The 24,849-nt window shown below is 66.6% G+C and carries 17 protein-coding genes; 3 read left to right on the top strand and 14 right to left on the bottom strand.

The window, feature by feature from the left end:
* Positions 1 to 66: 66 nt before the first annotated feature.
* The 10 genes from addA to ubiE all read right to left on the bottom strand — a co-directional run bounded on the left by addA (position 67) and on the right by ubiE (position 16,735).
* Positions 67 to 3,576, bottom strand: coding sequence for a double-strand break repair helicase AddA (gene addA / locus LPJ38_RS03750; RefSeq protein ID WP_167520350.1), 3,510 nt, complete (start codon positions 3,574 to 3,576; stop codon positions 67 to 69).
* Entirely contained in the window at positions 3,570 to 6,716 is a 3,147-nt protein-coding gene (gene addB, locus LPJ38_RS03745; protein WP_145630485.1) for a double-strand break repair protein AddB, read from the bottom strand. The genes addA and addB overlap by 7 nt, the downstream gene beginning before the upstream one ends.
* 262 nt (positions 6,717 to 6,978) lie before the next feature.
* A complete protein-coding gene (locus LPJ38_RS03740; RefSeq protein WP_145630486.1) occupies positions 6,979 to 7,701 on the bottom strand; it encodes a nucleotidyltransferase family protein in 723 nt (240 codons plus the stop codon).
* Between the two features lie 122 nt (positions 7,702 to 7,823).
* Positions 7,824 to 8,141 (bottom strand): PilZ domain-containing protein, encoded by a 318-nt coding sequence (locus tag LPJ38_RS03735; RefSeq protein WP_008540042.1) that lies wholly within the window; start codon positions 8,139 to 8,141, stop codon positions 7,824 to 7,826.
* 86 nt (positions 8,142 to 8,227) lie between these two features.
* Entirely contained in the window at positions 8,228 to 9,748 is a 1,521-nt protein-coding gene (gene tsaE, locus LPJ38_RS03730) for a tRNA (adenosine(37)-N6)-threonylcarbamoyltransferase complex ATPase subunit type 1 TsaE (RefSeq protein ID WP_145630487.1), read from the bottom strand.
* Positions 9,745 to 12,249, bottom strand: coding sequence for a PAS domain-containing sensor histidine kinase (locus LPJ38_RS03725; RefSeq protein ID WP_145630488.1), 2,505 nt, complete (start codon positions 12,247 to 12,249; stop codon positions 9,745 to 9,747). Before LPJ38_RS03725 ends, tsaE begins: the two co-directional genes overlap by 4 nt.
* Before the next feature lie 189 nt (positions 12,250 to 12,438).
* Positions 12,439 to 12,897 carry a dUTP diphosphatase gene (dut, locus tag LPJ38_RS03720; protein ID WP_145630489.1) on the bottom strand — a complete coding sequence of 153 codons (459 nt, stop codon included), beginning with the start codon at positions 12,895 to 12,897 and terminating at the stop codon, positions 12,439 to 12,441.
* On the bottom strand, positions 12,894 to 14,345 hold the full coding sequence (coaBC, locus tag LPJ38_RS03715; protein WP_145630490.1) for a bifunctional phosphopantothenoylcysteine decarboxylase/phosphopantothenate--cysteine ligase CoaBC: 1,452 nt from the start codon (positions 14,343 to 14,345) through the stop codon (positions 12,894 to 12,896). The genes dut and coaBC overlap by 4 nt, the downstream gene beginning before the upstream one ends.
* Before the next feature lie 57 nt (positions 14,346 to 14,402).
* Positions 14,403 to 15,977: a 2-polyprenylphenol 6-hydroxylase gene (ubiB, locus tag LPJ38_RS03710; protein ID WP_145630491.1), complete on the bottom strand. Its 1,575-nt coding sequence runs from the start codon at positions 15,975 to 15,977 to the stop codon at positions 14,403 to 14,405.
* Positions 15,974 to 16,735, bottom strand: a complete 762-nt coding sequence (ubiE, locus tag LPJ38_RS03705; RefSeq protein WP_145630492.1) for a bifunctional demethylmenaquinone methyltransferase/2-methoxy-6-polyprenyl-1,4-benzoquinol methylase UbiE — start codon at positions 16,733 to 16,735, stop codon at positions 15,974 to 15,976. The genes ubiB and ubiE overlap by 4 nt, the downstream gene beginning before the upstream one ends.
* Before the next feature lie 81 nt (positions 16,736 to 16,816).
* Between ubiE and mutM the strand changes: the two genes are divergently transcribed.
* Entirely contained in the window at positions 16,817 to 17,698 is an 882-nt protein-coding gene (mutM, locus tag LPJ38_RS03700; protein ID WP_145630493.1) for a bifunctional DNA-formamidopyrimidine glycosylase/DNA-(apurinic or apyrimidinic site) lyase, read from the top strand.
* A 108-nt stretch (positions 17,699 to 17,806) separates the two neighbouring features.
* On the opposite strand, the gene LPJ38_RS03695 is transcribed toward mutM, so the two are convergent.
* Together LPJ38_RS03695 and LPJ38_RS03690 are read right to left on the bottom strand one after the other, a co-directional pair.
* On the bottom strand, positions 17,807 to 18,550 hold the full coding sequence (locus tag LPJ38_RS03695; RefSeq protein ID WP_145630494.1) for a ParA family protein: 744 nt from the start codon (positions 18,548 to 18,550) through the stop codon (positions 17,807 to 17,809).
* A gap of 385 nt (positions 18,551 to 18,935) precedes the next feature.
* Positions 18,936 to 20,291: a serine protease gene (locus LPJ38_RS03690; RefSeq protein ID WP_167520351.1), complete on the bottom strand. Its 1,356-nt coding sequence runs from the start codon at positions 20,289 to 20,291 to the stop codon at positions 18,936 to 18,938.
* A 264-nt stretch (positions 20,292 to 20,555) separates the two neighbouring features.
* On the opposite strand from LPJ38_RS03690, the gene LPJ38_RS03685 reads away from it, so the two are divergent.
* A complete protein-coding gene (locus LPJ38_RS03685) occupies positions 20,556 to 21,359 on the top strand; it encodes a HesA/MoeB/ThiF family protein (protein WP_145630495.1) in 804 nt (267 codons plus the stop codon).
* A gap of 9 nt (positions 21,360 to 21,368) precedes the next feature.
* Here the strand turns inward: LPJ38_RS03685 and LPJ38_RS03680 are convergent, their stop codons facing one another.
* Positions 21,369 to 22,364 carry an aldo/keto reductase gene (locus tag LPJ38_RS03680; protein WP_145630496.1) on the bottom strand — a complete coding sequence of 332 codons (996 nt, stop codon included), beginning with the start codon at positions 22,362 to 22,364 and terminating at the stop codon, positions 21,369 to 21,371.
* Between the two features lie 117 nt (positions 22,365 to 22,481).
* On the opposite strand from LPJ38_RS03680, the gene LPJ38_RS03675 reads away from it, so the two are divergent.
* On the top strand, positions 22,482 to 23,393 hold the full coding sequence (locus LPJ38_RS03675) for a LysR family transcriptional regulator (RefSeq protein WP_145630497.1): 912 nt from the start codon (positions 22,482 to 22,484) through the stop codon (positions 23,391 to 23,393).
* 132 nt (positions 23,394 to 23,525) lie between these two features.
* Here the strand turns inward: LPJ38_RS03675 and LPJ38_RS03670 are convergent, their stop codons facing one another.
* Entirely contained in the window at positions 23,526 to 24,527 is a 1,002-nt protein-coding gene (locus LPJ38_RS03670) for a 2-hydroxyacid dehydrogenase (RefSeq protein ID WP_145630498.1), read from the bottom strand.
* Positions 24,528 to 24,849: the final 322 nt, after the last annotated feature.

Here is a 24,849-nt window from a genome sequence, read left to right as displayed (position 1 = left end):
GGAGTACCTCACTCGGTTGAAAGAATCGGCGCGATCTGGAATCGCGCCCGGGATCATGGGGTGAACCTATGAACGGCTCCTTGCCGGGTCAAGGACGCTCACACCGAGATGAAGGGATGCCAGCGCCGCGTCCAGCGCGGGGGCCGAAATCTCCATATATTCAAGGGTCTCGGTCCAGAGCAGGGCGGCTCTGACAGGCTTTTGGGGATAAAGCCGCGACAGCACCGCCCGGTACAGCGCAAGCTGCCGGACATAGGCCGCCGGCGCCTCCGTCGCGCTCTTGGGTGCTGCCTGGTTGGTCTTGAAATCGACGATCAGGACCTCGTCGGGGCGGACGACCAGCCGGTCGATCTGGCCCGAGACCAGCGCGGGCGGCCGGCCCGGCCGGTCCAGCTTGCCGGCGATCGCGACCTCGGCCCGGCTGCCGGGACCGAAAACCGCGGCGAAACGCGGCTCGGTGATCAAGGCGAGCACCTTGTCGGCCAGCGCGGTGCGGTCGGCCTCCGGCCAGTCGGAGGCGTTGCGCGCCATGAAGCCGAGCGCGGCCTCGCGGCGGCGCTCGCTGGCCATGTCGGGCAGGGATTGCAGCAGCCGGTGCACCAGCGTGCCGCGTTGCAGCGCGAGCGCGCGGGACTGGACCGATTCGCCCGACCGCACCGCGCGCCCCTCCTCGGCAGGCTGGCCGGACGGGCGCACAGGATCATCGTCGGCGATCTCGCGTGGCGCCGGCAGACGCAGCCAATCGGGCAGGGCGATGGTCTGGTCGACGGACCTCGCCGGCGTGCCCAGCGCTGCGACATCCTCGGGACGGGCGAATCGAGTCACCTTGCCGAGCGGCGTCTCGATCACCTGCTTGTCGAGACCTGAGCTAGCGAGGCCGGTGTCGACGAGGTCGTACCAGCTCAGCTTGCGCACCGTCTTCATGTTGCCGGGCATGCAGCCGCCGACGATCAGACGGTCGGCCGCGCGCGTCATCGCGACATAGAGCAGGCGGCGGTATTCGTCCTCGGTCTCCTCGAGCATCGCCTTGCGCGCCTCGACGACGGGCTTCGGATCGTCGGCCTTACGGCCGGCCCAGACCACGACCTCGCCGCCATTGCCGCGCGGCACCTGGATCAACCGCAGCCGCTGCGAATCCGCGGGCGACGAGGTGGTGTCGACCATGAACACGACCGAGGCCTCCAGGCCCTTGGCACCGTGCACGGTCATCACCCGCACCTCGTCGCGCGAGATCTCCATGTCACGCTTCACCTCGGTATCAGCCGAACGCAGCCAAGCAATGAAGCCCTGCAGCGAGGCCGGCGCCTTGCGCTCGTAGCTCAGCGCCAGCTCCAGGAACTCGTCGAGCGCGTCATTGGCCTCATGGCCGAGGCGGCGCAGGATGCGCGCGCGCCCGCCGTCGCCGCCGAGCAGCCAGGCGTAGAACGCGAACGGCGTCTCCTCGCGCGCCCACATCTCGCAGGCTTCCAGGCAGCGTAATGCCGTGGCGAATTTCTCGCTTGTGCCTGCATGCTCGCCAAGCGCGCGGCGCAGCGAGCCCTTGCGGTCATGGGCCAATTGAAACAGGTCGTCGTCGTCGAGCCCGAACAGCGGGCTTTTCAGTGCCACCGCCAGCGCGAGATCGTCCTGCGGCAGTAGCAGCGCGTCGGCAAGGTTCATCAGATCGATGATGGCGATATGCTCGGTGAGCTTGAGGCGGTCGGCGCCGGCGACCGGCACGCCAGCGTGCTTCAGTGCCTGGATCACGGCATCGAAGGCATTGCCGCGGCGGCGCACCAGGATCAGCATGTCCCCATAACGCAAGGGACGGCGCTCGCCTTCATGCCCCGTCAGCGTGCCGCTCTCGACCAGCCGTTTGATCTCGGCCTGGATGCGGCGCGCGAGCTTCACCTCGGGGCTGGTGACAGCGACGCCGTCGAACGGTGCGCGCCAGCCTTCGATGTCCTGCCGCTCGTCGGCCTCCGCAAGATCCCACAGCTCGATCACGCTCGGCCCGGCATCGGCAAGCGCGTTGTGCAGGGGATGGCCGATCTCGACCGAATGGATGCTCTTGTAGATCTGGGGATCGCGGAAGACGTGATCGACCGAGTGCAGGATCGTGGCGCCCGAGCGGAATGAATATGTGAAGGCGACGGGATCGAACTTCAGCCCGGCCGCGGTGAACTTGCGATGCAGCTCGCGCCGCCGCGCATCGAATTCATGGGGGGCCGCGCCCTGGAACGAGAAGATCGACTGCTTCTCGTCGCCGACCGCGAACACCGTGCGGTTCAGCCCTTCGCGCGCGCCTTCTCCGGCTGTGAACTCGGAGATGATATGCGCGACGATATCCCATTGCCGCGGGCTGGTGTCCTGGGCCTCGTCGATCAGGACGTGATCGACACCGCGGTCGAGCTTGTAATGCACCCAGCCCGAGGCGATGCGATTGAGCATCGCCAGCGTCTTGTCGATCAGATCGTCGTAGTCGAGCAGCCCGCGCTCCTGCTTCTCGCGGCGGTAATTCGCGGCAGCGGCGGTCGCGATGTGCAGCAGGGCCGCGGTACGGTCGCGAACCGTCACGGCGCGACGCTTCTCGATCAACCCTGCAAGGCGCTGCGCCTCGGCTTCGAACAGGCGGGCCACGGACGGATTGTGATCGCAGAACTTCTTGGTCAACACCGCCTTGCGCGGCAGCTTGTCGTCGGTGAGGAAGACGCAGAGATAGGCATCGACCTGCGCGCCGCCGGAAAACACCTTTGCCTCGCGGAGCCGGCCGGCCTGGTCGTTATCGGACTTGCTGCCATCTTCGAGCGCAAAGGCGATGTCGTCCCAGCGCGAGCGCGGCAGGAACGGACCGTCCAGAATTTCCGTTTCGACGTCCTCGATGCGATCACTCACGTCAACGCCCAGCACCGCAGCCATCTGCGCTGCTGCGGATTCGGCATTGCCGGCTTCGTCGGTCCAGGCCATGAAATGGTCGCGGCTGAGACACGCCTCGCGCACGACCTCCTTGAAGGTGACGTCGGCGGCGCTCGCCATCGCCGTCAGCAGGGCGCGGCCGGTGACACTGTCAGGATCGCGCGCGGCCTCCAGCAGCACCTTCAGATTGGCGCGCTCCATCATGTCGGTCTGGTCGCGCTCGTCGATCACGGCAAAGCGCGCGGGAACGTTGGCCTCGAACGGAAACTGCTGCAGCAGGCGGGTGCACAGCGCGTGGATGGTCTGCACCTTCAGGCCGCCCGGCGTCTCCAGCGCGCAGGCGAACAGTTTTCGCGCGTCGCGCCGCAGCTTCGCGCTCGGATGCGGAATGCCGACGGCGCGAATTGCGGCATCGAGCGCGGCATCGTCCAGCGTCACCCAATGACCGAGCGTGATGAACACGCGCTCGGCCATGTTGGCGGCGGCGGCCTTGGTGAAGGTGATGCAGAGGATCTTTTCCGGCGGCACGCCTGCGAGTAGCAGACGGATCACCCGCTGCACCAGCACATGCGTCTTGCCCGAGCCGGCGTTCGCCGACACGAAGGCCGATGCGGTCGGATCGGATGCGCGCGCCTGACGCGCGCGGACTTCGTCGGGAATCGGGCGCGGCGCCTTCACCATTCCTCGATCCCCAATCCGCCGGCCGCCGACCATTCCTTGATGCGCGCGAGGTCATCATAGGCGCCGTAGCGATTCGTCCACATCGGCAGGTTCAGCGAGGTGTAGGGCTGATTGTCGTCCTCGAAGGCGCGGATCAGCGCTTCCAGCTTGGCCCGCGCTTCTGCGGCGGCCGTATCCGGCGGCTGTGGCTCCTCGCTCGGCTTGTACTTGAGCTCGAGGATGCGCTCCTCGCCTGGTGGATTGTTGCCGCTGAGGCGGACATAGACGAGCTGGCTTACGGAGGAGCCGGCATCGATATCGGGGAAGCCGCCTTCGCGCAGGATCGCGGCTTCCAGCGTGAGCTGCGGCGACAGGCCCATGCGGACCTGCTTGCCGGTCGGCGGCTGTCCGGTCTTGTAGTCGAGGATGGCGTAGCCGCCGCCCTTGCGGCGCTCGATACGGTCCGCGCGTGCGGAGAGGCGGAAACTACGCGCGTTGTCGAGCGTGATCGAGATCTCGCCGTGAGTCTCCGCCGTGATGGCCTCGATCGCATCGCGCCGCGCCGCCTCCCATTCGCCGAACCAGCGCGCGATGCGCTGGAAGCGCGGCCACCACAGCGCACGCGCCTCGGGGCGCTCCATCAGTGGTTCAAAATACTTCTGGCCTATCGCGCGCAGCACCCGCGCGGGATCGTCGGGCAGGTGAGCGGCGTAGGTTTCGGTGAACTCGCCGAGCGCATCGTGAATGGCCGAGCCGCGGTCGGCGGCGGACAGCGGCATGTCCACGGGATCAAGCGCATCGAGTCGCAAGATGTGCCTGGCGTAGATCGTGTAGGGGTCGCGCAGCCAATCCTCGATCGCCGTGACCGACATCTTTAGCGGCCGCACGGCGCGCGGCGGGCGCGGCTCGGGTTGCTTGATCGGCTTGACCTCGGCGGGCTGATCCAGAGCGGCGGCGAACTGCACGTATTTTTCGCCGGCGCGGATGGCCGCCTTCCAGAGCTCGTCGCCCGCAACCGCCTCCAGCCGATGCAGGAAGCGCGAGGCGACCGCCGGCGCGCCGCCGGCCTTGGCGGAATGGGTGAGGATGACCTCGCCGCCGCCGAGCAGCTGCGCGAAGTCGTGTGCGGACAGGCCGATGCGGCGCTCCGGCAGATCGAGGCCGAGCTCGTGCCGCATCGGCCGGCTGAGCCAGGGATCAATGCGCGGCGCCGGTGGCCAGACGCCCTCGATCAAGCTGCCGACGATGATGCGGTCGGCCTGCATCAGGCGCGATTCCAAGGGGCCGTAGATCTGCAGGCGGGCGCCCGGTCTGTCCCGCCGCCGCACCGCGCGATCACTGAACGCGGTCTGGAAGACGTCGGGGTAATCGGGCAGCGGCACCATCAGCCCGCTGGTCGTGCCGCCGCGCAGGAGATCGTCGAAGGCACTCGCGAGCGCCAGGCCTTCCCGCTCCTCGAACGCGAGCGAAAGGCCCTGCTCGTCGCGCGACAGCTCGATCATGATCTCGCGATGCCGGTGCGCAAGCTCGGCGAAGTCGTACGGCTTCGATGACGCCAGCCTCTCGATCGGTGCCAGTGCTTTTTGCAAGGTATCGATCAGCGACTGGATGCGATCGAGGTCTTCCGGCTTCAACCGCGCGCGCGGTTCGGCGCGATGCAGCGCGGATGTCTCGCTGCGCCACAGCTTTGCCAGCTCGTCGCGGAAACGATTGAATTCGCGGAGCAAGCCGGCCGTGCCTGCAGGCGGGCGTGTGCCGCGCAACACCGCGAGCTCGAGTCCCTCGATCGCCGCCTTCCATCCGCCGGGCAGCCGGCCGAGCCGGCACAGCGGATGTTTGAGCAGCGCCAGCAGCGTCGGCGGCTCCAGGCCCTTGGTCGCGGCCTCCGCGGTGAGCCGGGCAAACACGCCGGCCGAGGTTTCCATCAGCACGTCGCCGCCGGAATCGTCGAAGGCGAGGTCCCACCGGGTTAGCGCAGCCATCACTCGCCGTGCCAGCGCGCGGTCGGGCGTCACCAGCGCCGCCGATTTGTCGAGATGCCGGGCCTCGCGCATGGCGATCGCAATCGCGAGCGCTTCCATTTCAGGGTTGGGGGCTTCGACGACCTTGAGGTTCGTCATGCCGGCGGCGATCTTCGCGGCGACGTCAGGCTGCTTCAGACGGTCGTGCCAGACTTCCGTCTTGGCCGATGGCCGCATCGATTCCGATGCGAGCAGGTCGCGGCCGCCTTCGGCCGGCGGCTGGATGATCTCGACGTCGCCGCGCTTGATGCCGAAACGGTCCAGCAGCGCATTCATGGCGTATTGCGGATGGTTCGAGGCCGGATGCTCCACGAATTTGCCGAGCGCATCGCGCACGCCGCCGATGCTGCGCCAGGCGTCGTCGTCGAGATCGGTGTCGAGCCCCGGCAGCACCACCGCGCCATGCGGCAGCGATGCGACCGCATGGAGGAATTTTGCGGTCGCGGGCATCGAGCCGGTCGAGCCGGCCGCGATGACAGGCCCGTTCGGATGCGCGATCAGCCGTTTGGCTTCCGCCGCGATCAGGAGATCGCGCCGCGCCGCGGGCTCGATGCGGTTGATCTCGGCGAGATGGCCAGGCCAGGCAATGCGTGCGATGCGCAGGAATTCGAGCGAGTGCTGCCAATAGCGGTCGAGGTTGTCAGGCACGAGTCCGTCGAGCGCGCTCCAGTCTACGCCGCGCGTCACCATGTCGTCGATCAGGCGGGCGAGATCGGACGCCAGCGCCAGCGTCGAGGCGGGCCCGCCGACCACCAGCGGCGACAGCACCGGGCCCTTGGCCCAGGCCGCGACGAGCTGCGCCAGCGTCAGCCGCCGTTCGAGCTCGCCGAGCCGCGGCGGAATGTCGAGCGGCGTCGCACCGGAAAACTGCTCGCCCTCGTCGGCGAAAGCGAGTTCGTCCTCGTCGATGTCGCCGAGCGCGACGATGCGCGGCAGCACCACGGCGTCCGCCTTCATCTCGTCGAGGAAGATCTCGCGCACCACGCGCATCGCGCGCCGGGTCGGCAGATAGAGCGTCGCATCCGCCAGCCGCGCCGGTTCCTTGCGCGCCTCGAAGCCGTCGACCAGCCGGCCGTCGAGCAGCGCCGCGACGACCGTGCGCAGGAACGGAACTGAGATGGGAACGCTGAAAACGCGCATGGGCTGCCTGATTCGAAGATCAGGGCAATATAGGGAGGTGGACTCAAATGGTCATGGGTGCGGGTGAAGTCGTCCCCGCTGTTCGCAAGGACGCCGCTCTCGTGCCCCGGACGCAACGCAGCACGCAGTGATGCGCTGCTGAGCCGGGGCCCAGTCTGCTTTCCGCGAGTGAGAATGAAGTGGAGCGGCACCATAGCGTGTCGAAGACGCGCGTAAACGCGCTTATGGCGCCGCACCGCGTCCGGGACACGAGAGCCGGGCCCTACGCCACGCTCTCCAAAAACGCCTCTTCCGCCGCATGCACCGCGTCGGGCGTGCCGACATGCATCCAGACGCCGTCGAGGCGCAGGCCAAACAGCCGCTCCTGCTCGTTGGCGCGGTCGAACATCTTCGTCAGCGAGAACTCGCCCTTGGGCGCATCGGCGAAGATCGACGGCGACATGATCGCTGCGCCGGCATAGACGAACGGAACGACCTCTTTTTCCTTGCGCTTGCGCAGGGCGCCGTCGGCCAGCATGCCGTAATCGCCGCGGCCGCCATAGCCGATGCTGGTCGCGGTCGGCGCCATCAAGAGCAGGATGTCCATCCGCGCGGGATCGAAATTCTCTGCGAGCCGCGTCAGGTTCGAGCGCACGCCATCGATCCACAGCGTGTCGGAATTGACGTGGAAGAACGGTGCATCGCCGAGCAGCGGCAGCGCCTTGACCACGCCGCCGCCGGTGCCGAGCACCTGGTCGCGTTCGTCGGAGATGGTCACCCGCGGATGCTGGCGCGATGCGGTGTGATCGATGATCTGGTCCGGCAGGTAATGCACGTTGACCACCGCCTCGGTCACGCCGGCCTGGCCAAGCTTGTCGAGCACGTGATCGAGCAGCGGCTGGCCCGCGACCGGCACCATCGGCTTCGGCATCCTGTCCGTCAACGGACGCATGCGCAGGCCGAACCCTGCGGCAAGCACCATGGCTTTGGTCGGTTTGACGGACATCCTTGCTTTCTCAGATCCCTTGATTTCGCTTTCGCGGCAATCCTAGCATGAGCACCGGCCAATCGCACCGCATCCAACCGCCTTAATTGCCCGCCGTGACGGTTGTACGACGGGTGTTGCAGTCATGCTCCAACAGCTGTGGATCGGACCTTTTTCTTCTTGTCGCCCACTTTGAGGAAATTGACGCCGATCTGGTCGCCATTGACCCAGGCCAGCTCGCAGCGGCGGTACGCAAGTCCGGTGGACGACAGGAGCAGAAAAAATTCCTTCAGATGAAGCCCTTCCACCGAGCCGTCGATGGTCAGCTTGGCGCCGGTCTCGGAGACGTCCTCCATGGTGCAGTCGCGCCGCCAGGTGCCGTCGATGCCCATCATCTGGGCCGGAACTCCGCGCTCGAAAATAACCCGGCTATTTCCGCGCTGATCCGCTTTCGCCGCCATCTGCCCCGCTCCAGCCCCGTAATCATCTGGCTCCTCGCCGCCAGAATAGCGACATCTTGGCTAACGGCCGGTAAATCGTATCAGGATCAGCCTTGCGGCGGCGGGACGTTGGCGAGATACCAGTCGCGCAACGGGCCAAGCGTGGGATGCGCCAGCGAGCGCTGGAGATAGGTCCAGATCCGCGGCTGGTGACGCAGATAATGTGGTTTGCCGTCGCGGCGATTGAGGCGAGCGAAGGTGCCGAGCAGGCGCGTGTTGCGCTGCGCCGACATGATGGCGTAAAGCTCGGCGAAGCCGGCGGCGTCGAAGCCGGGGTCGTTCGCGCGGCGCGCCTTGATGTAGCGCGACAGCAGCGTCAGCTCGATATTCTCGGGCACGTCGATGCGGGCGTCCTGGAGCAGCGACACCACGTCATAGGAGTGCGGCCCGAGCACGGCGTCCTGGAAATCGATCACGCCGACGCGCTCGATGCCGCTGCGGTCCCCGAGCCAGATCAGATTGGGCGAGTGGTAGTCGCGGATCACCCACGTCCTCGGCGCCGCTAGCGGTTTCTTGAGCAGCTCGCGCCACATCGCGAAAAATTCGGCCCGCGCCGCTTCGCTCAGCGGCGCGTTGCGGTCGGGCAGATACCATTCCGGCATCAGGCCGATCTCGATCAAGAGCGCGTCGGTGTCGAAGACCGGGATGTCGTAGCTCTGGCCGGCCAGCGGCAGGGTTTCCGGCAGCGACTTGGCGTGCAGCATGGCCAGCACGTCCACCGCAGTTTCGTAACGTTCGGGAATCGGCCGCGGCGGCTCGCCTTCGATCACGCCGTCGCTGCCGAAATCCTCGGTGATCAGGAAGCCATGGTCGAGATCGGAATGATGGATCGCGGGCGCCGAAATGCCCTGTCCGCGCAGGCCTTCGTCGATCGCGACGAAGGGCTTTACATTCTCGGCAAGATGCACCGCGGCGCTGTAGGATTTTCCGTTGTACAGCGCTGCGCCATCAGGCCGCTGCGGAAAGCTCATGAGGATGACGATCTCGTCGTCGCGCAGCAGACGCGCATAGGAGCGGGTCGAGGCATCGCCCGGCATGCGCCTGCGCGTCGCATTCATGTAACCGGAGGCGTCGAGGAATTCGCGCAGCACCTGCAGCCGCGCGACCTGCGCGGCGCACTTGCCGTGACCGGTGACGTCGGCGGCGCGTGCATTCGAGCCCGCCGCCGGCCGATGCGTCAGTGCGATATCGATGCGGTCCTGCGGCATCGCCGAGGGCGCGCGCTCCGGCCATTCGATCAGGATGAGCGTGGCATCAGGCAGCGGCGACAGCCCGATCTCCTCGAGCTCGCTCTCGTCCTCGACGCGGTAGAGATCGGCATGCAGCACCGGGAAGGGCGGCAGCTCGTAGCCCTGCACCAGCGTGAAGGTCGGGCTCGGCACCTCCAGCGCGTCGTCGGCGGCGAGATAGCGGATCAGGCTGCGCGCCGCCGCGGTCTTGCCGGCACCGAGATCGCCGGTGAGGGTGATGACGTCGCCCGCGCCGACCAACAGCGCAAGGTCGGCCATCAATTGCGCGGTGGCCGTCTCGTTGTGAAGCGCGACGGAGAATGTGACGGGGCCGGTCATTCGGCGGCGTCGCGATGCGCCGCCTGGTCGGTCGGGAAATCGCAGATCACGACCGTCCCCCGGCCGACGATCGAATCCACCCGCACCTTGCCGCCATGCAGCTCGACGAAGGAGCGCACCAGCGACAGGCCGAGCCCGGCGCCGCGGTGACGCGACCCCTGCGAGCGGCTTTCGAACCAGTTGAACACCTTGTCCTTCATGTCGGCGGGTATTCCAGGTCCCGAATCTGTCACGGTGAAGACCACGCTGCGTTCGGTGCGGCGCGCGCTGATCCCGACGGTGGAATCCTGTGGAGAAAACCCGACGGCATTGGCGAGGAGGTTATAGAGCACCTGCACCACGCGCTTCTCGTCGCCGACGAAGCTGCCGACATCGGGGGCGATCTCGACCTTGAGGCGGATACGGTCGGTGGCGAGCCGGTCCTGGATGCCTTCGGCGGCGAGCTCGATGGTCTTGCTGACGTCGACCGGACCGAGCTCCAGCTTCATGGCGCCGGCATCGATGGTGGCGAGGTCGAGGATGTTGTTGGTCAGGGCCAGCAGTGCGTTGGTCGATTTGGTGACGTAGTCGAGATATTCGGCCTGTTTCGGCGTCAGCGGCCCGGTGGAGGGATCGCTGAGGAAATGCGCGAAGCCGATGATGGTGGTGAGCGGTGAGCGCAGCTCGTAGGAGACGTGGTGGACGAAATCCACCTTCATCTGGTCCGCAGCCTCCAGCGCCTCGTTGCGCTCGCGCAGCGCGCGCTCGACGTTCTCGGTGTCGGTGATGTCCTGGAACGTCAGCATGGTCGCGCCGTCATGCAGCGGGCGGATCATGCCGTCGAGCACGCTGCCGTCCTTGCGCTCCAGCTTCAGCGGCACGTCGGCGCGGTTCTCGATCGAGGTGATGGCCTCGCGGATCTGGCGCCAGACCGCGGGATCGTCGAACAGCTGATGGCACCAGCCCTCGACGGTCTGGATGTGCGGCTCGTCGCGCATGGCATCGGCGGACAGCTTCCACATCCGGACGAAGGCCGGGTTGAACAGCTGCGCCTTGCCGTTGCTGCCGAACACCGCGACACCCTCGGCGAGGCTGTCCAGCGTCTCGCGCTGGACACGGATCATGCCGTCGAAGCGGCGGGCGAGCTCGAGGCTCTCGGTGACGTCGTCGAACAGATAGGTGACGCCGCCCTCGGGGTTCGGCGTGGTGACGACGGACAGCGCGCGACCGTCGGGCAAGTACCAGGTGTCCTTGGCAGTCTCGACCGCGCGATAGGCCTCGTGCAGCTTGGCCTTCCAGGCGCGGAAGTCCGGCTGCTCGGGCAGCTTGCGCGCGGCGCGGAGCTGGTCGAGCACGCTGGAATCGTCAGGGTTGGCATCGAGGAAGCTGCGGTCGAGGTCCCACAGCCGGCGATAGGAATCATTGTAGAAGGCAAGGCGGCGCTGGCCGTCGAACACGGCGACGCCTGATGACAGCTGGTCCAGCGTGCGGCGATGCGCCTCCGCCATGCGCACGAGCGCCGAGCTCAGCGCATCCGCTTCGCTGGCATCGATGGCGACGCCGACGCTGCCGCTGCCGACATTGACCGCGCGCACGTCGTAGATGCGCCGCTCGCCACTGATGACGATCGGCAGTCGCGAATTGAAGCTGGCGGCATCCTTCAGGCCGCGCTCCATCGCGGTGCGGTCGGCGCTGTCGAGCAGCTCGAGCTTGCGCTCGTGGGCGTCGGTGATGCTGGCGGCCTCAGTCGCGCGGACATAGGCGGGATTGGCATAGGTCAACGCGCCGTTCTCGCTCTTGGCCCAGATCGGCCAGGGCGCGGCTGCGGCCAAGCCGCGCAGCATCTCGGTCTCGTCGGAGAGCGCCTTGTAGCGCAGATGGGTCTCGGCGAGATCGCGTCGCAGACCCGAAAGCTCGCGGATCCGGACGATGGCCTGGCCGCCGATGGCGCGGCCGATGGCTTCGAGAGTATGGCCATGCGCGGTCGTCAGCGTGAGCTGGAACCCGTCGCCGCGCTCGCGCAGTGCATCGACAGCGTGGTCCATCTGCAGCGCCGGTTCCGGCGGCAGCCAGGTTCCGAAAGCGAGCACGCGCTGCGGCGAGGAATCACGCGGCAGCACCATGGCGATGTCGCCGGAAATCTGCGCGCGATTGTCGCCGGCCGGCCAGGAGATCAGGATCTGGGGCTCAGCGAACAGCAGCGCGCCGAACCGGTCGGCCTGGAGCTGCAGTTCCCCGATCCGTGCGCGTAGCCGGGCCTCGTTTTTAGCGGTGCGCACGCGCGTGCGCATCAAAAGGATGGCCGCCATCACCGAGAAGCCGAGCAGGGCCAGCGCGGTGGCGAGCACCGCGAGTTCCTGCCGGTTGAAATCCAGCATGATGGAGAGGGTGTCGATGATGTCGGCGGCCTCAGCCGGCGCAGCCGGCAGCAGAGCCGCCAGAGCGCCTCCCAACAGGCCATTGCGCACGAGCGATGTGCACGACAGCAGCGTCCGACGCATCGACACGATCACGCCTGACATAGTTGCCCCAAGATCGCACGGATTTGCGCGCGACGACCCCCGTCGCGCGCGAATCAAAAGACAATACCCTCACCGTGACTCCGCCGGTAAGAGTCCAGATCGTGAACGTAAACGCGGCCCAAGAAAAATGCAGGATGCGTTGTTCAAGCCACGCAGTTCTTCGGATGATTCGGCTGGGATTGCCGTGCGTTAGCGGCCGGTCGAGCCGAAGCCGCCAGCACCGCGATCGGTTGTCGACAAGGTGGCGACGGGAACCAGCTCAGCCTGCACGACGGGGGCGATCACCACCTGGGCGATGCGCTCGCCGCGCTTGATCACGAATGGCGTCTGGCCGTGATTGATCAGGATCACCTTGATCTCGCCGCGGTAGTCGGCGTCGATCGTGCCGGGCGAGTTCAGCACGGTGACGCCGTGCTTGGCCGCAAGCCCCGAGCGCGGCCGCACCTGGGCCTCGTGCCCGGGCGGCAGGGCGATGGCGAGCCCCGTCGGCACCAGCGCGTATTGGCCCGGCGCGAGCGCCAGCGGCTCGTTCTCCGGCACGGCAGCCATCAGGTCGAGGCCGGCGGCCTCGACGGTCTGATAGGCCGGCAGCGGCAGGCCTTCGGCGTGGGCGAGGCGTTGCAGTTCGACGGTGACCTTCGTGCTCAAGATGCCGGCTCCGGGGATTTGTCGGTTACGCGCCTTGCGACATGCGCGACCAGTTCGATGGCGACCTGTTCCTTGGTCATCACCGGCCAGGAATCAACTGCGATCTCGCCGTCCTTCGCACCATTCTTGCGGCTGATGAGGTGGACGGTGTTGCGGTCGCCCCCCATCACGCCGGTGGCAGGCGAGACGTCGTTGGCGACGATCCAGTCGCAGCCCTTGCGCGCGAGCTTCGACTTGGCGTTGTCGATGAGATGCTCGGTCTCGGCGGCAAAGCCGATCACCAGCGGGGGGCGCTTGTCGGCGAGCTTGGAGATGGTGGCGAGGATGTCGGGGTTTTCGACCAGCTGAAGCGGCGGCATGCCGGCGGAAGACTTCTTCAGCTTCTGCTCGCCTTCATTGGCGACCCGCCAGTCGGCGACCGCGGCGGCGAAGATCGCGATGTCGGCGGGCAGGGAGGCCTGCACCTGCTCCAGCATCTGCCGCGCCGATTCGACATGCTTCACCGTCACGCCGGGGGGATCGTCGAGATCGACCGGGCCGCTGACCAGGATCACCTCGGCGCCCGCCGCCTGCGCGGCGGCGGCGATGGCAAAGCCCTGCTTGCCGGAGGAGCGGTTGGCGATGTAGCGCACCGGGTCGATCGGCTCGTGGGTGGGGCCTGCGGTGATCAGCACGCGCTTGCCGGCAAGCGGCTTCGGCACCGGCGGCCGCAGCAGCCGCTCGGCGGCATTGGCGATCTCGATGGCTTCCGACATGCGGCCGGTCCCGGCTTCGCCGGCTTCCGCCATCTCGCCGGAGTTAGGCCCAATCAGCACCGCGCCGTCGCGCTGGAGCAGGCCGACGTTGCGGCGTGTCGCTGCGTTGTTCCACATCAGCGGGTTCATCGCCGGCGCCAGCAGCACCTTGCGGTTGGTCGCGAGCAGGATGGCGCTGGCGAGATCGTCGGCATGGCCGTTGGCCATCTTGGCCATCAGGTCGGCGGTCGCCGGCGCCACCACGATCAGGTCGCAGTCGCGGGCCAAGCGGATATGGCCGGCGTCGAACTCGCTCTGAGGGTCGAACAAATCGGTATAGACGCGTTCATGCGACAGCGCGCTCACCGCCAGTGGCGTGACGAATTGCTGCGCGGCCTTGGTCAGCACGCAGCGGACCTCGATGCGACGCTCCTTGAGCCGGCGGATCAGGTCGAGCGATTTGTAGGCCGCAATCCCGCCGCCGATGATCAGGGTGACGCTGGCCTCGGGGAGGGTGACGCTGCGCTGGGGCGTCGGGGTGATGGACGCTGCCGGCGGCACGGCAAAGGGCGTCAGCGGCTCCTCGCGGCCCTCGATCAGCTCCCGCAGGATGACCCGGACCTCTTCCTCGACCGACCTGTGGTTCTTGGCCGAGCGCAGCCGCAAATAGGTTTTGACGCCCTCGTCGAGCTTGCGGATGGTCAGGCTTGCCATGACGCCCCTCCAGCACGGAATGATAGCGATGCTATCATTCGTATGATTGCAGTGCAATCATAGATTCCGGACGGCGATCAGGATTCCGATGAAGGTCGCGGCGATGATCCAGAGCGCCACCGTGCGCCAGCGGTTCTTGCGCCCCTCGCTGCGGCCCATCGCGGCGATGCTCTCCGGCGACAGCCGGATGCCCTCGCGGGTCATGGTCTCGAGTTGCTCGAGCACTTTCACCGAGCGCTCGGCGATCTCCGGCAGGCGCATCAGGACCCGCGCGATGTCCCCGGTCCCGGTAAGCGCGCCCTCGATGCGGCCGATCGGCCCGAGATTGCGCTCGATCCATTCGCGCACCACGGGGTCGGCGATCTTCCAGATGTCCAGCTTGGGATCGAAGCCGCGCGCCACGCCTTCGACCACCACCATGGTCTTCTGCAGCAGGATCAGCTCCGGCCGCGTCGTCATGTCGAACAGGCCGGTGACCTCGAGCAGCAGCGTCAGCAGCCGCGCCATCGAGATCTCCTCGGCGGTGCGGTTGTGGATCGGCTCGCCGATGGCACGGATGGCCTGCGCGAAATTCTCGACCGAATGATGCGCGGGCACATAGCCCGCCTCGAAATGCACCTCGGCGACGCGGCGATAGTCGCGGGTGATGAAGCCGAGCAGGATCTCGGCGAGGAAACGGCGCTCCTTCATGCCGAGCCGGCCCATGATGCCGAAATCGACCGCAACCAGGCGGCCGGCGTCATCGAGGAACAGATTGCCCGGATGCATGTCGGCGTGGAAGAAGCCGTCGCGCAGCGCATGCCGCAGGAAGCTCTGGATCACCTTGCGGCCGAGATCGGGCAGGTCGACCTGCGCCTCCGCCAGGCGCTTGTGATCGTTCAGCGCGATGCCGTCGATCCACTCCATCGTCAGCACATTGTGCGTCGTGCGGTCCCAGTCGACGGCGGGCACGCGGAAATCAGGATCGTCGCGCGTGTTCTCGGCCATCTCCGACAGCGCCGCGGCTTCCAGCCGCAGATCCATCTCCATGGCGACCGAGCGCGACATGGTGTTGATGACTTCGATGAGGCGCAGGCGCCGCGCCTCGGCCGAATAGGCCTCCGCCTTGTGTGCGACGAAGAAGAAATCGGAGAGGTCGCGGCGGAACCGCGCGGCGACGTTGGGCCTGAGCACCTTGATCGCGACCGACTTGCGGATGCCGTCGCGCAACACCTCGCCGCGGTGCACCTGCGCGATCGAGGCGGCCGCGACCGGTGGACCGAAGCTCGTGAACACGTCCTTCAGCGGCCGTTCCAGCGAAATGGCGATCGTCGCTTCCGCTTCCGCCTGCGGAAACGGCGGCAGGCGATCCTGCAGGCTTTCGAGGTCGCGCGCCATGATGACGCCCACCACGTCGGGGCGCGTCGCCAGGAACTGACCGAGCTTGAGATAGGCCGGCCCCATCCGCGTCAGTGCGCGCGAAATCCGTGGTCCCTGCTTGACGCCGCGGCGCTCAATGATGCGCGCCAGCTTGAGCGCTAGCTGTCCCGGCGGCGGCACCAGGCTCGGATCGACCGAACCGAACACGCCCTCACGCGCAAAGACGAGCGCGGCGCGGATCAGGCGCGTAATGTGGGTGATGGCAGAGATCACAAACGCCAGCCCGAATGCAGTGCGACGATGCCGCCCGAGAGCGTCTGCCAGCTGACGCGGGCAAAGCCGGCGTCGCGGATCATGTCGGCGAAGACGGCCGGCTTTGGAAACTTGCGGATCGACTCGACGAGGTACTGATAGGACTCGGCATCGCCCGTGACCATGCGGCCGAGCGGGGGGATCACCTTGAACGAGAACAAATCATAGAGCTTGTCGAGCCCGGGCATCTCGACGGTGGAGAACTCCAGACACAGGAAGCGGCTGCCCGGCTTCAACACGCGATAGGCCTCGCGCAGCGCAAGATCGATCTGCGGCACGTTGCGGATGCCGAAAGCGATCGTATAGGCGTCGAAGCTGCGATCGGCGAAGGCGAGTGCTTCGGCATTGCCCTCGACGAAATCGACCTTGCTTTCGAGATGCCGCTTGATGGCGCGCTCGCGCCCCACCGCCAGCATGTCGGTGTTGATGTCGCAGACCGTGGCATGGAAGCCGGCGCCGGCCGCCTTGGCGGCACGAAACGAGATGTCGCCGGTGCCCCCGGCCACGTCGAGCAGCGCGAACGGCCGGTCGCTCCTCGGCGGATCGAGCGCGCTGATCATGATGTCCTTCCAGACCCGGTGCAGGCCGCCGGACATCAGATCGTTCATCAGATCATAGCGCGAGGCCACGCTGTGAAACACATCGTTCACCAGCGTCTGCTTGTCCCCCAGGGGAACGTCCCTGTAGCCAAAATGCGTGGTTTCGCCCGGCCGATCCATTACTCTACTCCACTGGGCGGACCATAGCGCGCCCGCCGCAATGGCGCTATCACACCGCCCTCATAAGGTGAATGCCCGATCATGCCTGAATTGCCCGAAGTCGAGACCGTCCGCCGTGGCCTTCAGCCCGTCATGGAGGGTGCGAAAATCCTGGTCGCGGAGGCCCGCCGGCCGGATCTGCGCTTTCCGTTCCAGCCGGATTTCGTGGCGCGGCTCAAGGGGCAGGTCGTCACCGGGCTCGGACGGCGGGCAAAATATCTCATGGCCGATCTCGCCTCCGGCGACGTGCTGCTGATGCATCTGGGCATGTCGGGCTCGTTCCGCGTCATCAAGCCGGACAACGACGCGCAGCCCGGCGAGTTTCATTATCCGAAGGGCAAGGATTCCGCGCACGACCATGTGCTGTTTCGGATGTCCTCCGGCGCCGACATCGTCTTCAACGATCCACGCCGCTTCGGTTACATGAAGGTGATCGCGCGCAATGCGCTCGACGAAGAGCCGCTGTTGCGCGGGCTCGGTCCCGAGCCGCTCGGCAACGAGTTCGACGCCGCGATGCTGGCGCGGTCCTGCGCCGGCAAGACCACGAGCCTGAAGGCGGCGCTGCTCGACCAGCGCGTGGTGGCCGGGCTCGGCAACATCTATGTCTGCGAGGCGCTGCATCGCTCGCATCTGTCGCCGCGCCGGATCGCGGCGACCTTGTCAACGAAGAAGGGCGAGCCGACCGATCACGCCAAGCGATTGGTCGGCGCGATCCACACCGTGCTGAACGATGCGATCAAGGCCGGCGGCTCCAGCCTGCGCGACCATCGCCAGACCTCGGGCGAGCTCGGCTATTTCCAGCATTCCTTCAAGGTCTATGACCGCGAAGGCGAGACCTGCACGACGCCGCGCTGCGGCGGCACGGTCAAGCGGTTCACGCAAAATGGCCGGTCGACCTTCTGGTGTCCGAAATGTCAGAAGTGAGTGGGGGGCGTGCGCGAAGCGATCCGACCGGACTGGTGACCGGATTGCTTCGTCGCTGAGGTCCTTCCGGATGGTGAAGGCCGGCTGTCGCCTGAGCGATCGCCCCGCTCAGGACGCCAGTGTCGTGGTCTCGTCAGCCGAGAGCTCGGTGGCCGCATGCAGCATGCCATCGGCCGCCGACATGATCTGGTCGATCAGGACGCTGGTCGTGGCTTCGAGCTCGAGGCGGTTTTCGATCCAGCGCCAGAGGCCGCGGATCTCGTCTGCTGACTTGCCGTTCGGCGCGAATTCGCTCACCGCGAGGCCGTTCGCGAGCGAGTCCTGGTGATCGTTGCGCATGACGATCAGCGGCCGCGCGAGCACGTCGGAAAGATCGAGCGCGGCTTCCTCGGCGAGGGTGTTGGCGGCGTTGTCGATGCGCTGGCCGCGGATCGGCGTCTGGTTCAGCACGAAGCTGTAAGGCCGCTTCCAGGCCCGCGCGACGCTGAGCGTCGAGACGGTCGCCTCGATGTCGGCGAGGCTCGGGCGGGCCGGGATCAGGCAAAGGTCGGAATGACGGATTGCCGCGGTGGTGGCGGCGCTGAGACCGGCCGCGGTGTCGACGATCGCGAGTTGGAGGCCGCTGTCGGCCAGCATTTTCAGTCGCGGCGCGATGTCGGCGGCGTGATAGATCGGCTCGACCACGAGATCATCGGTGCTGCGGCGGCGCTGCCAGCTCGACAAGGTGCCCTGCGGGTCGGTCTCGATCAGGCGAACCGTGAAGCCGGCCTGCTTGGCGGCCAGCGCGAGGCCGATGGCGAGCGTGCTCTTGCCGCTGCCGCCCTTTTGGGTGGCCAGTACGATCGTGTGCATTGAAGGTCAATCCTTTGGAGTGCTTGGGTCAGGAAAACGCCACGCGAACGTGCATCGATCTCGATGCTGAGCTCTTCTCGCTCAGGACGTGCCGGCCCGATCCAAAGGGGATCGCGGTGGTCCGAATCAACAGCAACGATAATGGCGGAATAGGGAATGCCAGCTAATCCGTACCAATACTGGACCCGTAGAGGTACGTGAGATGGATGTGGGCCGACCCGTTGATCTCGTGCCCCGGACAAAGCGCAGCGCGAAGCGGTGCGCTGCAGAGCCGGGGCCCAGAAAGCCAAGAGCGCGACTGTTGGCGACATGGGTCCCGGCTCAGCGCAGCAGCGCAAGCGCTGCAGCGCGTCCGGGACACGGGAAGAGAGATGCTTGCAGCGCCCTATTTCCGCACGCAGATCACGCGGACGACGGCGGCTTTCGCATCGCTCGACGTGCCGTTGGCAGTGACGGCGTTCGCCTTGAGGAAATTGCGCACGGTCTCACCCGAGACCATCAGCGCCTGTGAGGCCGGCACCGTCGCGGGCCCTGCGACCATCGCCGGCTTCAATAGCGCGATCCCTGCGAACTTGCCGTCGGCGTCGATCGCCGGGCTGCCGGAGAAGCCGACCGGGGGCGGCGGCGACAGCGCGGCATTGCCGGGCGTCACCGGCGCCAGCGTCGCCTTGAGGCCCGACACGCCGGCTGCGCCGCCCTGGCTTTGTGGATCGGCAATGCCGATGACGTCGATCGTCGAGCTCGCTGCGCCGCCGGCAAGGCTGAGCGGCCTCAGGCCGCGTGCGCCGTAGATGCGCAGCAGCGCGAGATCGTGCTCCTTGCTTTCGGCGACGCGATCGGCATTGCCGTAGCCGCCGATCGTGATCGCGAGGCAGCCATCGGCGAGGAGGCGGTCGGTGACGATCGCGCCGTCGTCGCTGACGACGACGCCGGTGCCGTATTCGACGGTTTTGCGCGGCGGCGGTCCGGCCTGCGGTCCCAGCGGGAACGCAGTGAAGGCGCTCGACATCGCGATCACCACCGGCTCGACCGTATTCTCGGTTGCCTGATCGTAGAGGATCGTCATGGTGCGGACTTCGTCGCCCTTGAACGTGCCGCGGACGTAAAACTTCTTCTGGCCCTGCAATCCCGACAGCACGAAGAAGTCCGGCTTCACCACGGTGTAATCGACCTTGCGCCCGGACGGCTCCTTCTCGAGATCGGCAAGCTTGGCCGAGGTCGGGTTCACCTCCTTGCGGCGGCTGAGAACCACCTGCACCGTTCCTGTCGGCGACGTCCATTTCGATCCGTTGGCGTCGCTTGCCTGCTGCGGCACCAGCTTGCCGGGAATGCCGAGCCGTGCGCCGCTGGTCGGCTCGGTCACGATCTTCCAGCCGACGCTCTCCTGCTTCTTGCGGGCCGTCTCGGCGAGCGCGGCGCGCTCCTGCGGATTGAGCACGCCGGTCGGCTTGCCGCCCTTGGCCTTCTGGTACTCCTTGATGGCGCTGACCATGCGCTCGCTGACATCGCCGGTGATGGCACCGTTATATTGGCCGACCCAGGCGAGGTCGGACTGGAGCGAGAGCCGCTCTGGCTTGGTCATGGCATCGGCCGTTGCCGACGGCGTCTGTGTCGCCGGTGGCTTGACCGGAACGGTCTGCACCGTTTTTGGGGTGGTGCCGGGCACTTGGGACGTCGTCATCTGTGCCTGCGCGCCCGTGGCGGTCGCGAACATCAGTGTTGCCGCAAGCATCGATCTCATGACAAATCCTGCCAGCCCATTGAACGCCAAAACATTGAAAAGCATGCCATTGAAGCACATCTCGTTGGTCGCGAACAATGTAGCGGTGGTTCAGGCCCGAGGCCGGGCCAAGCAAACAGGCCCTCATCCTGAGGAGCGGCCTCTTGGCCGCGTCTCGAAGGATGGCAGCGGGCGAGATCGGGGCCTGCATGGTTCGAGACGCGCGTTCCACGCTCCTCACCATGATGGGAGAGAGCAAGGGCGTGTTAGGAGAGGCGTACGACGATGCTGAGCCCGGACGAACTCGAACGCTATGCCCGCCATATCGTCCTGCGCGATGTCGGCGGTCCCGGCCAGGCAGCGCTGAAACGGGCCTCGGTGCTGGTGATCGGCGCCGGCGGGCTCGGCGCGCCCGCTTTGATGTATCTGGCCGCGGCCGGCGTCGGCACGCTCGGCGTGGTCGATGACGACGTGGTGTCGCTGTCCAATCTGCAGCGTCAGGTGATCCATACGACGCCCGACATCGGCCGGCACAAGGTCGAGAGCGCGGCCGAGCGGATTGCGGCGCTCAATCCGCATGTTCGCTTCGTCGGACATGCCACCTGGCTCAACGTCGACAATGCGCTCAACCTGATCGGCGACTACGATCTCGTGCTCGACGGCTCCGACAATTTCTCGACGCGCTATCTGGTCTCGGACGCCTGCTTCTTCGCGAAGCGGCCTCTGATCACGGCGGCGCTCGGCACCTTCGACGGTTCGCTCACCACCATCCGCGCGCATGAGACGAACGAAGCGCGCGAATTCAATCCGACCTATCGCTGCCTTTTTCCGGAGGCGCCACCGCCCGGCACGGTGCCGGCCTGTGCGGAGGCCGGCGTCATGGGCGCGCTCGCCGGCGTGCTCGGCTCGATGATGGCGCTGGAGGCGATCCGCGAGATCGTCGGCTTCGGCGACGGCCTCGTCGGCCGCCTTCTGATGATCGATGCGCGCGCGATGCGCTTCGAGACACTGCGCTATTCGCGCGATCCCGCCAATCCGCTCAACGGCGATGGGCCTGTGATCACCGACCTCAGCGTCCATCGCACCTGACCGCGGCCGTTACTTCTCGCTGTCGAGATGCGCCATCTGCTCGGCTGCATAGCGCGTGCCCGCAGCAACGTTTGGCGGGAAAGCCTTGGCCAGCGCCGCCAGGTGAGCCTGTGTCAGCGTGACCTTGGTCACGCCGAGCGCTTCGGTGAGGCGGATGCGGGTTCTTGCGCCGACCAGCGGCACGATCTGCTTGCCCTGCGCCGCGACCCAGGCAATCGCAACTTGCGCCGCCGTTGCACCGATTTCGGTTGCGATCGCACGCAGGGAGTCCGCCAGCGCGAGATTGGCGTCGAGATTTGCGCCCTGGAAGCGCGGTGTCATCAGTCGGTAGTCCCTGCCGGCCTTGCCGCTGTCCCTGGTCCAGTGCCCGCTGATCAGCCCGCGCGCGAGCACGCCATAGGCGGTGATGCCGATGCCGAGCTCGCGGCAGGTCTTCAGGATATCGCGCTCGATGCCGCGCTCGATCAGCGAATATTCGATCTGGAGATCGGCGATCGGATGCACGGCGTGCGCGCGGCGGATGGTGTCGGAGCCCACCTCGGACAGGCCGATATGCCTGACATAGCCGGCCTTCACGAGATCGGCGAGGCCGCCGATTGTCTCCTCGATCGGCACGCTCGGATCGAGCCGCGCCGGACGGTAGATGTCGAGATAGTCCGTGCCGAGCCGTTGCAGCGAATACGCAAGGAAGTTTTTGGTCGCGGCGGGCCTCGTGTCCATTCCCGCGAATTCGCCGGCCGGGCCGCGCAGCGCGCCGTACTTGACGCTGAGCTGAACCTTGTCGCGCGGCACAACCCTCAGCGCCTCGCGGACCAGCATCTCATTGTGGCCCATGGCGTAGAAGTCGCCGGTATCGATCAGCGTGATGCCGCCATCGATCGCCGCCTGCACCGTCGCGATGCTTTCGCCGCGATCGGCCGGGCCATAGGCGTCCGACATGGCCATGCAGCCGAGGCCAAGGGCTGAGACGGTGGGGCCGGTCGAACCGAGTTTGCGCTGTTCCATGATGGCTTCTCCTCGAAAAGGCGGCCCACTGCGCCGCGTGACGAGGCCAAATATGCGCCCGCTTGATTGCATGGATAAGCTGGACAATCTGGAATGCCTTGTTCACATTGGCGAACAATGGCCGAGCCTGACCTGCGCGATCTCGATGTCTTCGTGGCGGTGGCCCGCACCCGCAATTTCCGGCGCGCGGCGGTCGAAATTCGCGTGTCGGTATCGATCCTTAGCCAGCGTCTGCGGGACCTGGAGGAGCGCCTTGGTGTCCGCCTGATGAACCGCACCACCCGCAGCGTCGCCCTGACCGAGGCGGGCGAACTATTACTGTCGCGGGTGGCGCCGGCTTTGCGCGATGTCGGCGACGCCCTGGACCAGGTCCGGGGCCTGCGCGAGGTCGCCGCGGGTCGCCTGCGCATCAACGCACCGCCGCCGGCGGTCGATCTGGTGCTGGCGCCGATGGTCGGGCCTTTCCTGCAAGCGCATCCGCAAGTCGATCTCGACATCGTCTCCGAGAGCGGGTTCGTCGACATCGTCAGCGCCGGTTACGACGCCGGCGTGCGCTATGGCGAGCATCTCGCACAGGACATGGTGGCGATCCCGCTGAGCGGCCCGCAGCACTATGTCGTTGTTGCATCGCCCGACTACATCGCGCGGCGGGGCAGGCCGAAACATCCGAAGGATTTGCTGGAGCACGATTGCATCCGCCCGCGCTACTCCAGCGGCGTCATGCACGATCTCGAGTTCGAGAAGGCTGGCCAGATCGTGAAGGTCGATCCGCCGGCGAAGTTGATCTCGACCAACATGAACCTCGCCATGCGCGCCGCGCTGGATGGCGTCGGCATCTGGGCAACGATGGATGGTTATGTGCACGAGGCCCTGAAGTCCGGTGCACTGGTCAGCTTGATGGAAGACTGGTGCGAGCCGTTTCCAGGACCGTTCCTGTACTATCCGAGTCGACGGCAGACGCCGCCGGCGCTGCGCGCGTTCATTGAGTTCGTCGCAGACTGGCGCAAGCGAAATGGACTTCGGTCTTAGATCCTCATGGTGAGGAGCGCGGAACGCGCGCCTCGAACCATGCAGGCCCGGATCTCGCCCGTGGCCATCCTTCGAGACGCCGCTTCGCGGCTCCTCAGGATGAGGACGGAAGCCTTGTCTCGCAGGTAAAACTCAAAGCATGCTCGGCAGCACGCGATCCGGCGGCTTGTGCGCGTCGAGGAAGGTGCGGATGTTGATGATCACCTTCTCGCCCATCTCGACGCGGCCTTCGATCGTGGCCGAGCCCATATGCGGCAGCAGCGTGACCTTGCCGGCCTTGGCGAGCCGTACCAGCTTCGGATTGACCGCGGGCTCGTGCTCGTAGACGTCGAGCCCGGCGCCACCGATCTCGCCGCCTTCGATCAGCTTGATCAGCGTGTCCTCGTCGGTGACTTCGCCGCGCGCGGTGTTGACGATGTAGGCGTCCTTGCGGATCAGCTTCAGCCGCCGCGCCGACAGCAGGTGATAGGTCGCCGGCGTGTGCGGACAGTTCACCGAGATGATGTCCATCCGCGCCAGCATTTGGTCGAGGCTTTCCCAATAGGTCGCGCCGAGCTCCTCGGCGATGACGGGGGCGACGGGGCGGCGGTTGTGATAGTGGATCTGCAGGCCGAAGGCGCGGGCGCGGCGCGCCACCGCCTGGCCGATGCGGCCCATGCCGATGATGCCGAGCCGCTTGCCGCCGATGCGGTGGCCGAGCATCCAGGTCGGCGACCAGCCCGCCCAGGGTTTTCCGTCCGTCAGGATCGAGGCGCCTTCGATCATCCGCCTGGGCACCGCGAGGATCAGCGCCATGGTCATGTCGGCGGTGTCTTCGGTCAGGACTTTCGGCGTGTTGGTGACGGTGATGCCGCGGGCATGCGCGGCCGCGACGTCGATATTGTCGACGCCGTTGCCGAAATTGGCGATCAGGCGGAGCTTGCAGTCGGGCTGATTGACGACCTCGGCACTGATGTGGTCGGTCACGGTGGGGACCAGCACGTCGGCGGTGCGCGCGGCCTCGAGGATCTGCTCGGCCGACATCGGGGTGTCGTCGAGATTGATCCGCGCGTCGAACAGCTCGCGCATCCGCGTCTCGATCGAATCCGGCAGCTTGCGCGTCACCACGACGAGGGGCTTTTTCTTCACCGACATGTCCTGCTCTCATGAAGCACCGCAAGCCGCCTTTGTCGCCAAAGGCCGGCCGTTCAGGCCTCATTAACCCGGTTGTTCGACACTGCCCTTGCCGTGTCGTCCCCGGCGTTTCCTTCAAGCTCTCCCGACAATTCCGGGCCGGAAAATCGGGGCAAACTGGTTGTTCTAGCGTCCGTCCTCTCTAGCAGAAGGCCGGGCCAAGACAAGAACCACGGGTTCGGGCTTCGGACCTGGCTTGGGAACACCCGCGTGGGGCGGGACAGGGCTGACGCGGCAGGGGTTTGGAATTTGGGGTGAGGGTCCGGCGAGCCGGGTCTTCGAC

The sequence above is a fragment of the Bradyrhizobium daqingense genome (assembly GCF_021044685.1).
In the GTDB taxonomy this organism is placed as follows: domain Bacteria; phylum Pseudomonadota; class Alphaproteobacteria; order Rhizobiales; family Xanthobacteraceae; genus Bradyrhizobium; species Bradyrhizobium daqingense.
This window is presented reverse-complemented; position numbering and strand designations above follow the sequence as displayed.